Source organism: Phormidesmis sp. 146-20, assembly GCF_052939475.1.
In genome coordinates this window covers 59,461-76,615 of record NZ_JBJPHT010000004.1, presented here as the reverse complement: position 1 = coordinate 76,615, position 17,155 = coordinate 59,461, and the positions used below count along the sequence as shown (strand labels likewise).

The 17,155-nt window shown below is 46.0% G+C and carries 14 protein-coding genes; 3 read left to right on the top strand and 11 right to left on the bottom strand.

The window, feature by feature from the left end:
• Positions 1–3 precede the first annotated feature (3 nt).
• A complete protein-coding gene (locus ACKFKH_RS05175) occupies positions 4–663 on the top strand; it encodes a phosphoribosylanthranilate isomerase (RefSeq protein WP_446857178.1) in 660 nt (219 codons plus the stop codon).
• A 245-nt stretch (positions 664–908) separates the two neighbouring features.
• Here the strand turns inward: ACKFKH_RS05175 and folE are convergent, their stop codons facing one another.
• The 10 genes from folE to ACKFKH_RS05125 form a co-directional block, all read right to left on the bottom strand.
• Positions 909–1,613: a GTP cyclohydrolase I FolE gene (gene folE, locus ACKFKH_RS05170; RefSeq protein WP_446857177.1), complete on the bottom strand. Its 705-nt coding sequence runs from the start codon at positions 1,611–1,613 to the stop codon at positions 909–911.
• Between the two features lie 101 nt (positions 1,614–1,714).
• The gene (locus ACKFKH_RS05165; RefSeq protein WP_446857176.1) at positions 1,715–2,440 is read right to left on the bottom strand and encodes an SDR family oxidoreductase; all 726 of its coding nucleotides are present in this window, start codon (positions 2,438–2,440) and stop codon (positions 1,715–1,717) included.
• A gap of 467 nt (positions 2,441–2,907) precedes the next feature.
• On the bottom strand, positions 2,908–3,891 hold the full coding sequence (locus tag ACKFKH_RS05160) for an acetyl-CoA carboxylase carboxyltransferase subunit alpha (protein ID WP_446857175.1): 984 nt from the start codon (positions 3,889–3,891) through the stop codon (positions 2,908–2,910).
• Between the two features lie 177 nt (positions 3,892–4,068).
• Positions 4,069–5,811 carry a hypothetical protein gene (locus ACKFKH_RS05155; protein WP_446857174.1) on the bottom strand — a complete coding sequence of 581 codons (1,743 nt, stop codon included), beginning with the start codon at positions 5,809–5,811 and terminating at the stop codon, positions 4,069–4,071.
• Positions 5,812–5,952: 141 nt separating this feature from the next.
• On the bottom strand, positions 5,953–6,687 hold the full coding sequence (locus tag ACKFKH_RS05150; protein ID WP_446857173.1) for a glycosyltransferase family 2 protein: 735 nt from the start codon (positions 6,685–6,687) through the stop codon (positions 5,953–5,955).
• Positions 6,688–6,759: 72 nt separating this feature from the next.
• Positions 6,760–7,323: a methyltransferase domain-containing protein gene (locus ACKFKH_RS05145; protein ID WP_446857172.1), complete on the bottom strand. Its 564-nt coding sequence runs from the start codon at positions 7,321–7,323 to the stop codon at positions 6,760–6,762.
• Between the two features lie 97 nt (positions 7,324–7,420).
• Complete coding sequence (locus ACKFKH_RS05140) at positions 7,421–9,238, bottom strand: hypothetical protein (protein WP_446857171.1); 1,818 nt, start codon at positions 9,236–9,238, stop codon at positions 7,421–7,423.
• Between the two features lie 353 nt (positions 9,239–9,591).
• The gene (locus ACKFKH_RS05135) at positions 9,592–9,852 is read right to left on the bottom strand and encodes a hypothetical protein (RefSeq protein ID WP_446857170.1); all 261 of its coding nucleotides are present in this window, start codon (positions 9,850–9,852) and stop codon (positions 9,592–9,594) included.
• 390 nt (positions 9,853–10,242) lie between these two features.
• Entirely contained in the window at positions 10,243–11,262 is a 1,020-nt protein-coding gene (locus tag ACKFKH_RS05130) for a long-chain acyl-[acyl-carrier-protein] reductase (protein WP_446857169.1), read from the bottom strand.
• Between the two features lie 131 nt (positions 11,263–11,393).
• Entirely contained in the window at positions 11,394–12,089 is a 696-nt protein-coding gene (locus tag ACKFKH_RS05125; RefSeq protein WP_446857168.1) for an aldehyde oxygenase (deformylating), read from the bottom strand.
• Between the two features lie 289 nt (positions 12,090–12,378).
• On the opposite strand from ACKFKH_RS05125, the gene ACKFKH_RS05120 reads away from it, so the two are divergent.
• Positions 12,379–13,206, top strand: coding sequence for a carbohydrate ABC transporter permease (locus ACKFKH_RS05120; protein WP_446857167.1), 828 nt, complete (start codon positions 12,379–12,381; stop codon positions 13,204–13,206).
• On the opposite strand, the gene ACKFKH_RS05115 is transcribed toward ACKFKH_RS05120, so the two are convergent.
• Positions 13,203–13,478, bottom strand: a complete 276-nt coding sequence (locus ACKFKH_RS05115; RefSeq protein WP_446857166.1) for a hypothetical protein — start codon at positions 13,476–13,478, stop codon at positions 13,203–13,205. The genes ACKFKH_RS05120 and ACKFKH_RS05115 overlap by 4 nt on opposite strands.
• A 101-nt stretch (positions 13,479–13,579) precedes the next feature.
• Between ACKFKH_RS05115 and ACKFKH_RS05110 the strand changes: the two genes are divergently transcribed.
• Complete coding sequence (locus tag ACKFKH_RS05110) at positions 13,580–16,879, top strand: type ISP restriction/modification enzyme (RefSeq protein ID WP_446857165.1); 3,300 nt, start codon at positions 13,580–13,582, stop codon at positions 16,877–16,879.
• Positions 16,880–17,155: the final 276 nt, after the last annotated feature.

The window sequence follows — 17,155 nt, the reverse complement described above, 5'->3', positions numbered from 1 at the left end:
TCAATGAGTTTACGAGTCAAAATTTGTGGCATCACCCAGCCAGACCAGGGGAGCGCGATCGCCAATCTGGGCGCTTCTTCGCTAGGGTTTATCTGCGTTTTGGGCACCCCGCGCTACGTCTCGCCAGAGCAGATTTGCACCATTGTGGATCAGTTGCCGATCGATCCGGTCACGGGCAAATCGGTCGATCGAGTGGGAGTCTTTTTGGATGCATCGCTTGAGGAAATTTGCAGCGTTGTTGCGATCGCTCGTTTGACCAGCGTCCAGCTTCATGGCACCGAGTCGCCTGCTTTTTGCGATCAGTTGCGGATGGCTTTGCCTGCGATCGAAATCATCAAAGCGCTAAGGGTCAAAACGCCCGCAGCTTTGAGTCAGGCAGGCTTTTATGAAAACTGGGTCGATGCACTCCTGCTGGATGCTTACCATCCCAACCTACCGGGCGGCACAGGCGAAACGTTGGATTGGTCAACGCTGCAAAACTTTCGTCCTGGTTGTCCCTGGCTGCTGGCTGGCGGACTCACCCCCGATAATGTGATCCATGCCTTGAGTCTCGCCCGTCCCGATGGGATTGACTTGTCTAGCGGCATAGAAAAAGCCCCAGGCGATAAAAACCTGGAGCAAGTTGCAAAACTATTTGATCGGCTAAAAAGTCTCAAGCAGTAGCCAAAAATCTGTTTGCGATCGTGAACTAAAAAACCGAGTGAATTTTTGACTATCCGTTTAAAGCAACGTGAATTTGGTTAAGCTCCCTCGCTGCGTTGGTCAGATCTTCTGCCCCCAAGCTGCTGATTCTGGGGGATTTAGGAGGCGTTCCCGGATCTGCAAACGAGGCGAAAAAGTTGCTCAAAACTGACTTTAAGTTCACGTTGAGCCACGATCGTGAGCAAACGGCTGAAACTACCCAAAAACTACCAAAAAGACGGCTGATGGCGAATCAGATTGAGATACTCTTCACGAGTCTTTTGATCATCCTGAAAAGCACCCACCATCGCACTGGTTACTGTCCAAGACCCTGGTTTTTGAACGCCACGCATCACCATACACATGTGAGTGGCCTCCATGACAACCGCCACACCTCTCGGCTCCAAGACTTCTTGAATCGCTTCCGCCACCTGTCTCGTTAGCCGTTCTTGAACCTGCAAACGGCGAGAATACATTTCTACAATCCGGGCCAGCTTGCTCAAGCCGACGACCTTTTGGTTGGGAATGTAAGCAACATGCGCCCGACCCATAAACGGCAGCATGTGATGCTCACAGAGGCTAAAAAAGTTGATGTCTCGCACCAGCACCATCTCATTGTGTCCCTCATCAAAAATGGCACCGTTGACCAGATCTTCGAGCGATTGATCATAGCCACTGGTGAGAAAGCGCATCGCTTCGGCTACTCGTTTAGGCGTTTTGAGCAGTCCTTCACGTTCTGGATCTTCGCCCACGCCCAGCAGCATGGTTCGCACGGCTTCCATCATTTCGTCGTTACTCACCTCAGATGGCGGGTGCAGTTTGGCTTCTTGGCCGTTGAGCGTGTTGCGATCGGGTCTCGGTTCCAATCCTTTAACGCCTTTGGAGGTGGGTGAATTAGAAGCGTTGGAGCCGTTTGGAGAAGCAATAGTCATAGTGAATCCAGGTAAGGTGGTCAGTGAAAAATCTGTGAAAAAGTAGGGTCACGGCACGATCGCCGTCGAGATCAAATCCAATTGAGGCTAGAGATTGGACTCTAAAACGTGCCAGCGTTGGGCATCAGAATCAATTCTTCGATCACCGCTTCTTGAGGAACCAGAGCCGCATACAGAATCGATTGAGCGACCACATCGGGGGTTAGCATCTGAGCACGATCAAAGTCTGCCTGCACCGTGTCGGTATCCCAGATGGGCGTATTGACAGAGCCGGGAGAAACCGTGACGACGCGAATGCCGTGGGCCCGTTCTTCGGCAGCCAGTGTTTTGGAGAGAGCCAGCAGACCAAATTTGCTGACGCAGTAGGCTCCCCAATCAGGAAAGGTTTGATGCGCGGCGATCGAAGCCACGTTGATAATGGTGCCTTGATGTCGCTCACGCATTCCCGGCAGCACACCCTGAATGCACTGCAAAACGCTGGTCACATTTAGATTGAGAACCTGTTGCCAATCGTCCAGCGGCATGTCCATCAGGTTGCCTGTATAGCCCATGCCAGCATTGTTGACGAGGATATCTAGCGGTGTGAATTCGTCTGAGATCGTCTGAACTTGCGATCGCACCTGAGCGACCTGCGCCAGATCGATCGGGTAGACCTGCACCTTGACTCCAAGCTGTCTTGCTTGCTCTGCTACTGCGTCTAGGCGCGATTGAGAGCGGCCGACGAGAGCCAAATGAATGCCAGCTTTTGCAAACGCCAGGGCAGTTGCTTTGCCAATTCCACTACTTGCCCCAGTAATTAGGGCGCGTCGTTCTAGATTGAGGGTCATGAAATACTTGTGATAACTCGTGATAACTCAAACGGGGTCAGACATTCCGGGAAGTGCCAATCTGCTCAAGTAGCGCAGCAGGATTGGGCTTTGAACTTGCGAACTGAACGGGGTCTGGACTTTGCGCACTAAAGACTCAAACTAGTTCAGGGGCACAACTCAACCGTCAAGGGGTTTGCAGGAATGCAGAAACGGGTGGTTCACTAATTAAAAAAACTCCGCATGTTGAGTAACCGGAAATCGCAGCAATCGCCCCAAAGGGAAATTGCTCTGGAAGTTGCTCTATATCGCGTCAAACCTGACTGCCTTCACTGATCATAATCCGCAATGAAACGAAAACGTCACTGCGAGCAACCCTCCCAGATGAATGAAATGTAAACCTTTGTTAAGGTGAATTATATCACTGGCGCAGATTGGAAAGCTCTAGCTGCCAAAATTTTGACTGTCTTTGGTTGCCCACTCCCTCTTTAGACCGTTGTTTCTGCAAACACGCCGATGCTGCGAAACTTTTGATAGCGAAGTTCTCGACGCTGTTGGTTAGTGAGTTGATCCAATTCGTCCAGGTTTCTGAGAATTGCCTCTTTGAGAGTGGCAGCGGCCATCAGGGGGTCAGAATGGGCCCCGCCGATCGGCTCTGCCAAAATCTCATCTAAAATGCCCAAATTCTTGAGATCGGCTGCGGTGATTTTGAGCGCTTCGGCGGCTTGATTAGCTCTGGCAGCGTCTTTCCAGAGAATCGCGGCGCAGGCTTCTGGCGTAGCCACGGTGTAGACAGAATGCTCAAACATTAACAAGCGATCGCCCACGCCAATCCCCAATGCGCCACCTGATCCGCCTTCTCCCACCACGGTACAAATGATCGGCACCTCTAACCGAAACATTTCTCGCAGGTTGTAAGCGATCGCTTCTCCTTGTCCCAATTCTTCGGCGCTTATACCGGGGTAAGCTCCAGGTGTGTCGATGAAGGTGAGGATTGGCATCTTAAAGCGATCGGCGTGTTCCATCAGGCGCATGGCTTTGCGATAGCCGCTAGGGGAGGCCATGCCAAAGTTGCGGGTGATGTTGTCTTTGGTGTCGCGTCCTTTTTGCTGCCCTAACATCAGCACAGGTCTGCCTTCGATGCGGGCGACTCCTCCCACCACTGCCGGGTCGTCATGCCCACCGCGATCGCCGTGTAGCTCCATCCATTCATCGCTGATGGCTTGAATGTAGTCCAGCGTGCTAGGGCGACGAGGGTGCCGTGCGACTTGCATTCGCTGCAAAGGCGACAGACTGCTAAAGATTTCTTGCCGAAGCTGCAAAGCCCTTTCCTCAAGTTGACGAATCTCACCAGATACATCGACTTCATTTTCTTCTGCAAGTTCACGAATCTGAGTAATTCGCGATTCTAGCTCGGCGAGGGGCTTTTCAAAGTCTAAAAGAATGGGTCTGCGATCGGAGGAGTTTGCCATGCTGCAAATGGTTTCACTTCAAGGGGTTGAGGCTGTTCGTCACCAGAATTACCGTTAGCCACAAAACTTAGCCACAAGACTAATGTTACGGTCTTTAGATCATACGAGAGATCATGCGAGTTATTGTCCCGGTAAACGACCGCTTGCGGGTAACTCAAAGAGATTGCTTTTAGGGATTTAGCCCGATTTTTGAGTCGAGTGCGAGAGCGGAAGTTGAAATACACCCAGTTTGAAAGTTTTAGAAGAACTAACAGCTTGGCGATCGGGCATAACCCATCCAGAGGGATGCGGTTCAATGGTTTCAGAAATGTAGCACAACCGCCCCTGAAAGCGACCCTGTAACCATTTGATCAGACCGGGAAATCCTTTCCTTTCGACCATGTAGTTGTGCGATCGCGGCTTCCAACCCGAATAGCCATTGACCACTGGAACATTCGTTTTCATGCCCGCCCACATTGCAGAAGTTTGCTCAATCCAGTCAGGATTTTTGCCTGAGTCATAAACATAAGCAACTTCACAGCCTTGACTCATCAGTTCTTGTAGTTCTGCTTCTCGATGAAGCAAAGGTGCTTTTTCAAAGCTGTAGGGGTTGATAATAATTTGTTCTGACATTCCGAATAAACAAATCGTACAAATTAAGGCAAGTCGTGACTTTTTTGGAGCGATCGCTATTCTCAAAAAAGAATCAAGCCCTAACAGAACTGCTATCAGTAAATAAAAGTAGAAGAGCAGGCAAATTCTGGCGACGGCTCGCATTGCTTTTGCTCCGGGAACTAGCGCATGAACCAACTCCCAAAGCGAGTAGTCAAATAAGCTGAGAGAGAGCACAAAGATTGCCAGAGCTGTGATTAAACAGGATTGGATCAGCAGCCTACGATCGGGTTCTAAAAACTTTGATTTTGTAGAAATTAAATAAACAACAAATCCTGTCAATAAAATAATTGTTAAGCCCATGAATAGACGATGTTCCGAAATTTTTGGCAGATTTCTGGACAAAGGAGCCAAGAGCCTGAACCAGGGGCTTCCTTCTGGAGGAGTCATCCAGGAATTGAGCCTAGGCAACATCAATGAAGCAGAGAAAAAGGGACGATCTCCCATCACTTTACCCATCTTTAGATAAGGGTTTAGCAATAGAAAAAGTAAAGTAAACCAGATTAGAAGGGTAGCGATCGCAGTTCGGTAATGAGACTTAAAATACGCAAATACATTGACTCTTGCCTTCTGGCTCACAAAGAAGACGACTGGAAGAAAGATTAACACACTAAACAAAAACATCCAGCCTAGATAAATGCTGGCGAGAATTTGAAGATAAGTGAAGAATAAGAATAGGATAAACCGTCGATTTGTTGGGCTTCTGACAAACCCCCAAAGGAACAAAAAAGCAAGCGGTGTAAAAAATTGAGGAAGTAGCTGCTGGTGTCCAATTTGGGCAGCTCTCGGCATTCCAAACGCAAACAAGAAGCCTCCAAACGCAGACAATGTGGGATGAATTTGAAAATATCGTAACAGAACAACAAAGCAAAAAAAGCAAAGGGACATCACGCAGATCATCCAGATCTGATAGGCAATATCACTAGATAAAAATCCTCGAAACAACCAATAGAGCGGAGCCGTTCCCCACATATTTTCGGAGAGGGCTAACATGTTTTTGAGCGGGTAGAAAAACGCAGGAGACCATAGCTCCCCAGCATAATTCTGATTAAAAACGACTTGAAAAGAATGTTCTAAAATGTATTGAACCAGTCTGGTATCCCCTGGATCGGTCTGCATTCTAGAAAACCCACTGAACAGCGTGGGATAGAACGACATTACAACCCCAATCAAGCACACGATCGAGTAGAACAAACCTGCGACCCAAAACAAAGGGAGTCTTTTTTGGAGTTTAAAAACTGAGACGGTTTCTCCTGAAAAGTCTTTCATGTTGCAGCGCTGAAGTTATTGAGTAGGAAAGAATTTTTCTGCATGTCTCTTCACAAGAGAAACTCACTCTATTTCCTGTGTGAAAATTACCTATAGAGTTCCCAGAAAGAGGGGCAGTATGTAAGTTCTTGCCTAACATCCCTAAAATCTGCTTAAGCTTCTGGCTTGCTGAATAGAAGAAACCTTTGAGGAAAACAAGTTGTATTTAAAGATACAAACGATCGCGCGAATGCCGTCCTTCCAAGTAATTTTCTTACCTTCTTTATAGGTGCGACCGTAATAAGAAATTCCAACTTCGTAGATTCGGCAACCCATTTTTGCAACTTTCGCGGTGATTTCTGGCTCAAACCCAAATCGATTTTCCTCAATTTGAACCGCCTGGATGACCTCTCGTCGAAAAGCCTTGTAGCAAGTCTCCATATCAGTGAGATTAATATTAGTCATCATGTTAGAAAGCGTCGTTAGAAATCGATTTCCAACCATGTGCCAATAGTAAACAACCCGATGAGGCTGACTGCCCACAAACCGTGAACCAAACACCACATCCGCTTTCCCTTCTACGATCGGCTGGATCATGACCGAAAACTCTTGAGGATCATACTCAAGGTCAGCATCTTGAACGATGACAATATCCCCTGTTGCGGCTGCAAATCCTGTCCTCAAAGCCGCCCCTTTGCCACGGTTTCTAGAATGGTAGATCACTTGATTAACCTGAGATTCTACTTGAGATTTCAAAAGTTCTCGTGTACCGTCGGCGGAAAAGTCATCCACAATAATCACTTCCAGGTCTCTAATTGGTGCAGCTTTGACCGCTTCAACGACCTGCATAATGGTGCCTAACTCATTGAAACAAGGAATGATGACTGACAGTTTCATAGTGATAGATCTTCCCAAAAACACCTGTACCGACGCTCAACCCAGTTTTAAGTTTTTAGCTTGCTCAACCTATTACGATCGCTTGACAACGGTGCAAAAGTTATTCATCCAAAACTGAAAATACTGATGTTTAAATTCCTTGAAGTTAGAGTCGTCTACTAAGACTTTTCTTAGCCTTTGGCGATCGTAATATCGCTTGTGATCTCTAATTTCTGCTTCGCTAATAATCTTTAGTTTGTAGGATAAAAACTCTAAAACAGGCTGTGACCAAACTGAGGGAACCGTGAGCACGAGTTTGCCATTGTCTCTCAAAACTCTGTGAATTTCTTGCAGAATTGGTTTTTCTTGCTCAATATGCTCTAAAACAGCCAGCATGGTGACTACATCAAAGCTGGCATCCTCGAAAGGTAGAACGCCGCCCAACATCATTTGAGCCGTTTTAAGATTTCCTGACTGCATAGTAGGCACTTTGAAATCAATGCCCACACCCTGCTTGATGCGAGGGGCGATCGTCTTCAAAAAAGCCGCTTTGGTACCGCAACCCACATCTAAAATTTCTGCGTCGGGTGGGATTTGCGAGATTACTTTTCGTAAGCGCAACCACCGCAACAACGGCTCCAATAGTGCTTCAGGCATAATTTTGAAAAAGTAGCATTCCAAAATACTCAGGATATCAGATAGTGCAAAGCTTAACCTGCTCAAAGCCATTTTGGGGTTGACGACTCACAGCGCTTTAGGTGCCGACTTTTGCAAGGATTTCTAGTAGCGATCGTCCTTCAACGTCATTCATTTCACCTGTTCCAGTGATTACTAAATCAAAAATCATTTTGTACAGACCCGCCTGTGGAGGAAAGGCGACTTCTCCCAAAGCGTTGGCTGTTTTCTGACTTCGAGGTCTTCCAGAGACATAAAGCTGACCCGATTTTATGAGTTGACCTTGCTGATCGAAAAAGCGAATCCTCACATAGACTTCGCCCAACCCGGCCCCAGTCTCATAACCTAACCATGTGGACTTTCCGGTATTTTTAACTTTTGCTTTCAATACATGAGTGGTGCCAGGAGCGACTGATAGTGAAGTCGTAATTGGCTGCTTTTTCTCATCTCTAATTTGCAGAATAGATCCTTTCAGTCCTGCTATGTAGTCTAAATTCCTGGCAGGCTTAGTAATTCTAAAAAATAAGGTTTGAGCATGTCTTTCGATTTGACTATCCCGAAGTTCCCACAATCGCCAGGTACTTTGTGATTGGGCGTAGCTTCTATCAATTGTGATTGGAATCGCCTCCCACATGGATGTCCCAAATGCTCCCACTACTTGAACGAAAAGAGAAAATAAAAGCACAGATAAGAAGACGAAGGTTTGTATGTTGAATAAACTGCGTTTAGTCTCGTTGAGCAATTTTAAGTGAGCTACGATCGTATAGTTAATTAAAAAGCAAACGATCGGCAAAGTATCCGTCAAGAATCGTGGGCCATAGCTATAGCCAGCCCACCAGATTTCAAAGAAGCAGTACTGAATAAAGAGCACAAGTGAAGCTAAGAAAAGGTAAAGAAGCAGTTTCTCATCTCTGTTTGACTTGAGCTTTAAGACTTGTCCCAGACTGGGAATTGCGTAAAGAACAATAGGAGAAAAAACTAGGAAACCTCTACTAGGACTCACAAGAAGTGCAGAAAATCCTTCAGCAAATCGCTTTAGAGTAAACAGATAAAGACTGCCTGCTCCACCATAACCTCCGCCAAAACTACCAAACTGGTAAAAATTCCAAATAGCACTGATCAAGACAGAGGATAAGCCCAGAAATAGAAAGAAACTTTGCTTACGGTAGGTGAATACAGCGTAGGTTAAAATTGCCAGCAGAAAGACAATATTAGTTGGGCGAATTCCAGGCAGAAGACCGCAGAAACTGCCTGCAAGGAGTAAAAGTATCTTTTCTCGTTTTTTAGAATGGTTTACTTTTAGTAAACAGAGCAATGCGGCAAGCGTTATTAGATTGGTTGGCCCATGTTGCCAGAGTCCTTGAGAGCTAATCATCCAGGTTCCTGTTGCAAAGGCGTAAACAAAGGTGGAAACGATCGCTACAGATTTACCAAACTTGAGCTTAGATGCTAAATAAAAGATGACTACCGAAAGGGACGCGACGATCACAGCAGCCATCTTTTCAAAAAACAAGCGATCGACTTCAAAAGCAGCGCTCGTAATATCAATTGACTGAAATCCTTTAGAGATTAGTAGGTAGATATAGAAGCAAACGTAAATTGGAAAAGTAACAATTGCGGCTCCGATCGGATAAAAGGCCGTCAAAGATCCTCGAATGTTTTCAGCAAAGAAATAGTGGTTAGCAACAAAGAATAAATAGGTATTCCTAAAATTCTCAAAGTTCAGCGTGTGGTTGATCAACCAATTGAAGGCAAGCAAGGTGTTAGGAATCGTATCACCTGCACTAATGGTTCGTCCATTTAGAAAATAGATGATGAAGCAAGCACCGAATATCAGCCACCCTTCATGTGCTAGAAAAGTACCTGAAACTTGGAGAATGTTTTTTTTGGATGACATGCTTTAAACTGCTTCTATTCAAAAGTTGAAGGAGCGATCGCTTTATCTGACTCAATAATTATCTCTAAGCTGACCTCGTAAGTAGTAGAAAATGGTCACAAGTGAGCAATGATTCTATCGACATTTTTTGCTGCTGCAAGGTTTATTTAAAGAAAATAAGTCGCTATAGCAATCCCAAATCAATCGTGAAATGCAGAATTGATCGTGCCCCCTAAATCTCCCAACTTTGGGGGACTTTGAGCCGAGAGACTTCCTAGATTTCAAGACCCATTCCCCAGTTTCAAAGTCCCCCAGAATGGGGGATTTAGGGGGCGAAGCGGACTGGAACGGAGCGACAAAAATCTGTTCATGACTCATTTAGGATTGCTATAGGTGAAATTAAACTCAAAACGTTCTAAAGCATAACCCATTGTTTTACTTCGTGCTTCTATGCTTTTGATCACTGTCATTGCTAAATCATACGCATCCTCAAACATCTGTCCGGTGACCTTCATGCGCTTTGAGTTGATGCCATTGACCTCAATCCGATTCATCAAAGCACTAATAGAAAGCACAATAAATAAGGAGCGTGAGAATCGTCGTTTCGATCGAATAGGCTGAGGTGTAATGCCCATTGGAAGCCTCCACAAGCAAACTAAGCTTTGCCAATTCCCTAGTGGCTGGTTCTCAGGTTATCAAAGGTCAATGTGTGCTTAATAAATAAACCAGTTGAGGGCAAGCAATGTGTTGGGCACCGGATCACCCGTCGTTATCGTTCGCTCGCTAAGAAAATAGATAAGAAAACACGCCAAAAAGATCAGCCACCCCTCATGAACAGAAAGGTTCTTCAAAGATTTTCTCATCAATTCTCTGCCTGCGAATTCTTGAAGTCATTATAGGGTCGAGAGAATTTGAGATGGAGACAGCGATCGACGCTATTAAAACTCTCCCCTTTTAACCAAAAAAATAGACGGATGCAAGATCCGCCTGTTCACTTAAAAGATTGTTAGAGGGTAGAGCAATTCTTAGATTAACAACGGTCGAAACCCGTGTTTTACCGACGCTTCGCCGATTTGCTCCATCTTTTCGATCGTGATCCGGTTTCTTCCCCAAGAAAAGTTAGTGTGCCACTTCTCAAATTCCAGCAGCATTGATTCCGCAAAACAGGCGAACAGTTGACGAGCAGGCACATCCATATTGACAATGCTCATGATTCGCCAGTCAATATCGAGGGAGTGTTCGACAATGCCACCATTCAACACGGTAATGCCGGGATGCTGGATTTTGGTGCCCAGATTTTTTGGGTAGCCGCCGTCGATCAGCAAGCAAGGCTGTTTGAGAACGGTTGGATCGATTTCAACACCTTTGGGCATACTGGCGACCCAAACGATAATGTCCGCCTGGGGCAGAGCTTCTTCTAGTCCGACAATTTTGCCGCGGCCAAGTTCGGACTGCAATTCCTGCAACCGCTCCTGGTTACGGGCGATCAGCAACAACTCAGTGACATCCGTTCGAGCATCAAGCCAGCGACAGACTGCGCTGCCAATATCACCCGTCGCCCCACAAACGGCCACCGTCGCCTCAGATAGATTGATTCCAAGCTGTTTGGCGGCTTGCTCGACCTGACGGCAGATAATATAGGCGGTATGAGTGTTGCCCGTCGTGAAGCGATCGAACTCCAGCATGACGTTGCGGACTTGTCGAATCTGCTGCAAATTGAAGTTTTCAAAGATGATCGATGAAAAACCCCCCAGGGCTGTGATGTCGATACCGTGCTTTTGGGCGTGAGCCATCGCGTTGATTACTTTGCGCGTCGCGGCTTTGATCCGACGAGTCGCCAACATTTCGGGCAAGAAACAAGACTCGACGTATCGACCCTCAATTTTTTGTCCGGTGGCACTGGTGACCGTAATGTTGTCAACAATCTGGGGCGGGGCACTGCACCAAAAATCTAACCCCTGGTCAGCGTATTCTGGATACCCTAACTCTCTTGCAACCGATTGAGCGTGTTCTAGACTTGTGAGATGACCAATTAGACCAAACATCGACAGATATGGTAGCAGCCCGTGGATGGCTGAGATGGGTGAGTAGGAAGGGATGAGGGAGGGCTTTGCCCTGCATTCGCGAGGAGGGATGAGGGAAGCGATCGCAATCCTCACATCCCCTGTGAATCCTTTTAGACGGTTGCGAGTCCGTAGGCAGACATTTTCATGATGTCACGGGTGGTAAAGCCAATGTTGCTCAAGGCTTCGCCGTATTGAATCATGAAGTCTTCGACAAGTGCCTCGCGCTCCATGCCGAGAACTTTGGCATCGGTTTCGACCTGGTTGAGCATCTTCCAGACGATCGGCAAATTCTGTTTGTTGGCGGCTTCGAGTTCTGCTTTAGAAGCTTCAAAATTTGCTTTTAGCCATTCTTCACCATAGTTGAGGTGGGTGTATTCGTCCTTGACTACGCCTTCAGTGATTTTGCGGGCAAAGTCGTCGGCTACGGGGATGTAGATGTTGTAGGCGGCGATCGCAAAGCATTCAATGATCAACGACTGAATCAGCAGGCAGGTGACGACGTTTCCTTGGGCGGCCGCGGTTTGAAAATTCTCGTGGAGTTGTGAGAAAAACTGACGGGCAAATTCCATGTCTGGGGTGACTTTGAGGTTGCGTCCACAGGCTTCAAAGCCTTTTTTGTGGCGGTTCTCCATTTTTGCCAAGCCGAAGAGTTGATCTTTATCATCAGGCAGAAAGTCCGCCAATCGCTGATAATTTTCGTGGGCTTCTTGCTCGCCTTCAATGACGATCGCGTTGATGCGGCTGTAGGCATCTTTGTAAAGCTCGCTGTGGAAGTCAATCTCTGGGGTCGCCTCAAGTTGCGGCATAGAACAATTGTCTCCTGGTCGTGGATAAGTCGGGGTAAGCCGATTTTGGGACTGTAAGGGTTAGGGAAAATGGGGTTCTTAACTCCAGTCTGCTCCCACTCTACACTTTACCGTCTCTGGTTAGGGATGAGGCTGAGAATCGTTAAATTCTGCTCTGATGGTGCAGTTGAGAGCTAAAATGCCAGTCTGGTGAATTTGGGTCGTTCAAGCGTTAAGTGTAGCTTGTGATGATGAACTTTTCTTAATTTTTCTATCAAGAACCGTTTCATCGATCCATCAAAGGAAATTTATGCAGCGAGAAAGTTCCTTCGATCGAGCCGCTTTCAGTGTAAATACCTTGAGTGTGCAATGGCTCAGTTTGTTCCTGCTAGTTTTGGGAGCAATTTTGGTGCTGTTGCCCTTGAGCGTGATGGCGGGAATGTCGTTGACCAAAACGGGGGGCGGCTGGACGTTTGACCACTATCGAGAAGCGTGGGAGCGGGGCGGCTTTTTGCTGGCGTTTGCCAATTCGACCTTTGTGGCGCTGGTGGTGACAGCAATTCAGATGATTACGTCGGCGTTAGCAGGTTATGCGCTGGCGCGGCTGCAATTTCGAGGCAAGCAGGCTTTATTGCTGGTCATTTTGACGACATTGGTCATTCCGTTTCAGATTCTGGTGATTCCTATTTTTTTGGTGTTGAAATGGGGGCATTTGATTAACACGTATGGCGCTTTGATTTTGCCGACAGCGGTGAATGGATTTGGGATCTTTTTGATGCGGCAATATTTTCAGACGATTCCGATCGAGCTAGAAGAAGCGGCCATGTTGGATGGAGCCAATCGGTTTCAGATTCTTTGGAGAATTATGCTGCCGTTGTCTCGTCCGGCGTTGGTGACACTATTTCTATTTACCTTTATTGGCGAGTGGAATGATCTGTTCAAGCCGCTGGTGTTTACGACGCGATCGAGCCTCCGGACAGTGCAGCTTGCGTTGGCGGGCTTTCAAGAACAGTTCACGAACAACTGGACGCTGATGATGGCGGCGGTGGTGATTGCGACGATTCCGGTTGTTCTCTTATTTTTGTTAGGTCAACGGCAACTGATTCGCGGGGTGGCGGCCACGGGGATTAAGAATTAGATTAGGGCGCTTTTTGCTTCGTTGTTTGAGTTTTCTGCCCCCCAACCCTCCATTCTGAGGGACTTTAGGATGTTCAGGAGCCGCGATCGCTGTTCTAAAGTGTGCAATTGGAGTAATTTACTCGGCCTTTCGAGTTCTGAAGTCAAATGATGGAGTTCTGAGGTCAAAGTTTTGAGTTCTGAAGTCAAATGATGGAGTTCTGAGGTCGAAGTTTTGAGTTCTGAAGTCAAATGATGGAGTTCTGAGGTCGAAGTTTCGAGTTCTGAGGTCAAAGTTTCAAGCAAAAAGGTTGGCCTTTCGAGTTCTGAGGTCAAATGATGGAGTTCTGAGGTCGAAACTTTGGGGGTCGAAGCTAATATTTCAGGATTTGAGGGTGAAAGATGGAGAATTAAGTGGGAACACTGAAGCGGCGGAAGGCGTTTACCAAAAGTTCACCAATTACACCGGGGCTGAGAGCATAATGTCATCTTTCTCGTTTGATGTTTATTTAAAGTCAATTCAAAAGAATCTGCAAAAGGGCAGTGAGCGCAGCCATTACCCAGCATTAAAAGATTTGTTGGATGATCCTGCTGTTGGAATTGATGCGGTGATCGAGGAAAAAGGCAACAAAGCAGGGATTCCAGACTTTACGGTTAAGCGACGAGACTTGTTGGTGGGCTATGTAGAAGCCAAGGACGTTGGATTAGATCTGGATCAGATTGAGAAATCAGAGCAGTTGCAGCGTTATCTCGAAGCCTTTCCTAATTTGGTGTTGACCAATTATCTAGAGTTTCGCTGGTATGTCAACGGCAAGCGCAGGCTAAAAGAAGCTTTAGCTGATCGCAATGGTAATAAGCTGCAAGTTAGAGAAACTAACACGATCGCGGCTCTGCTGGATCAGTTTCTCAACTACACGGGCGAGATCATTAGCAGTCCTGAAGACTTGGCGCGACAGATGGCGAGGTTGACGAAGGCGATTAAGTTGGCGACATCAACGGCACTTGGGCTAGAAGAATCTCAGGGCGAGTTGCATCAGTTAAAGCAGGGGTTTAGTGAGGTGTTGTTGCCCGATTTGAATGATGCTGACTTTGCGGATATGTATGCTCAGACGATTTCTTATGGGCTATTTGCGGCAAGGGTGGGTCATGCTCAAAATCCAGGAAGTGATACGTTTACTCGGCGCACGGCGGGCACTTACATTCCGGCAACGAACCCGTTTTTGAAGCGGTTGTTTAATACGATCGTAGAAACCGATGCAATTAGTCAAATTGATTGGGCGATCGATGATCTGGTGCAAGTGCTGTCTCAGGTCGATATGGGCAGCATTTTAGAAGATTTTGGGCGGCGGACTCGTCAAGAAGATCCGGTTGTGCATTTTTATGAGACATTTTTGGCGGCGTACAATGCGGCTTTGCGAAAGAGTCGGGGCGTTTATTACACACCGGAGCCTGTGGTGTCTTTTATTGTGCGATCGGTGGATGCGATTCTCAAAGATCGCTTTGATCTGCCGTTGGGGTTGGCTGATAATGCCAAAGACCCGGTGACGCAAAAGCCGAGGGTGCAAATCCTTGACCCAGCCACGGGGACGGGCACATTTTTGTATGAAGTGGTCAAGCAGATTTATCGAAATTTAGAAGAAATCGGCATGGCCAATCAGTGGGATAGCTATGTCAAAGATAATTTGCTGAATCGGTTGTTTGGCTTTGAGTTGTTGATGGCTCCTTATGCGATCGCTCATCTCAAACTCGGTCTACAACTGCAAGAGTTGGGCTATCAATTTAAGGGCAAACAGCGATTAGGCATCTACCTCACGAATACGCTGGACGAGGCCCTCAAAAAATCAGAGATCTTGTTTGGTCAGTTTGTCGCCCAAGAAGCCAACGAAGCCTCAGTAGTGAAGAAAAACGCACCGATTATGGTGATTTTGGGAAATCCACCGTATTCGGGAAGCTCTCAAAATGCTAGTAAGCGGAAGAGAATTGCAAAGGCTAATGAAAGCTATTTAGCTGACATTAGATACACAGGAAGAGTTTGGGAGAAAATCGTAAAAACAGCGAAAAAGCCTCAAGAAATTACTGAGCTAACTTACATTGGTGAGCTTTTGGAGCGTTACAAAGGCAGAGTTCGGAAGGAAGGTGAGAAAAACATATCACCTCTAGACAATGACTACCTAAAATTTATTTGCTTTGCTCATCATCGTGTTGAACAGACAGGCTATGGAGTGGTTGGATATATTACTGCAAGCTCTTATCTAAATGGTTTAATTCACCGTGGAGTTAGAGAGGAACTCTTAAAGACATTTGATCAGTTTTATGTAATGGATTTACATGGAATACCGGATCAGAACTGTCCTGATGGAAGTCCTGATCGAAACGTTTTTGATATCAAAGAGGGCGTATCCATCGTAATTGGAGTTAAGGATAATAACCCATCTGTAAAAGAGCCTAAGAAGTTGTCAAAAGTTGCCTACTATGATTTGTGGGGTAAGCGCCAAGAGAAGTATAATTTCCTCTCTAGTGCTGACATTGAATCTGTAGAATGGCAAGAAATACAGCCATTACCACCAAACTACTTTTTTGCTCCTAAAGACTTTAGCTTAGGCGATGAGTACCAAAGTCTGGTAATTGTGACGGATATTTTTAGTCTCTATAAAAATGGTATTCAGTCAGGTCACGATGATTTTGCCGTTTCTCTAGAAGAAACTACACTCACAATTCGGCTAAAAGATTTCTACTCTAATCAAATTAGTAACAGCGAAATACAATCAAAGTACGGCTTAAAGGACAAAGCAGGATGGGTATTTGAAAAAGAGCGTAATGCAGCTATTACAGAAGGATATATATCAGACTTACTTAAGCGCTACTTTTATAGACCTTTTGATAATCGTTGGATATACTTCAGCAAAAGGACTTTAAAGCGACCAGTCAAGGATGTAATGCAACATCTACTGCAAGAAAATACAGCTTTAATACTTTGTAGACAGCAAGTAGAACTAGGGTTTGATCACGTTTTTGTGACTAACCTATTAGGTGACTGCAATGCAATTTCTATTGAGTCGCGAGAATTCAACTATTACTTTCCTCTTTATCTTCATCCTGATACTGACAATCAGCAAGGCAATTTATTCGCTGAAAGATCTCCAAATTTCTCTTTAGAGTTCATTGCAGCAATTCGAGAGAAGCTGGGTTATGTCCCCACTCCAGAAGCCATCTTTTACTACATCTACGCCATCTTCCACAGCCCTACCTATCGCCAACGCTACGCCGAGTTTCTCAAAATCGACTTTCCCCGCGTACCGCTGACCAGCAACGATCAGTTATTCAAAGACTTGGGTGCAAAAGGCGAAGAATTAGTAGCCCTGCACCTGATGAAATCAAAGAAACTCAACAAGCTGATCACCAAAATGGGCGGCGATGGAGACAATGCCGTAACCGAAGTTACCTACAAACCGGCCGAACAGCGAATTTATATCAACAAAAACCGCTACTTTGAAGGCATCACCCCTGACGTTTGGGAATTTAAGATCGGTGGTTATCAAGTCTTAGACAAATGGCTAAAAGATCGCAAAAAAGCCAAACGCACCTTATCTTTTGACGACGTATTGCACTATCAAAAAGTTGTCGTTGCTCTCAAAGAAACCATGCAGACCATGCAAGCGATTGATCAATTGATTCCTGGCTTCCCGATCAAGTAACCCTTATTGTGAAACATTACCAGGAGAAACTAATATGAGCATCAGCCCTAAAGAACAACTATTAAAAGAGATAGAAAAGCATCCGATTCTATACTTAAAGAAGTACTAGATTTCTTGCTGTTTATCAAATCTAGAGAACTTGAACAAACGCAATTAGAAATTAGCTGATTCAATGAATCCAGTTTGGCGGAAGATTGGCTGACCCCTAAAGAGGATGAAGCGTGGCAGCATTTGTAAAACATTCAATGAATGGTCAGTATTGATCTACAGTGTTGA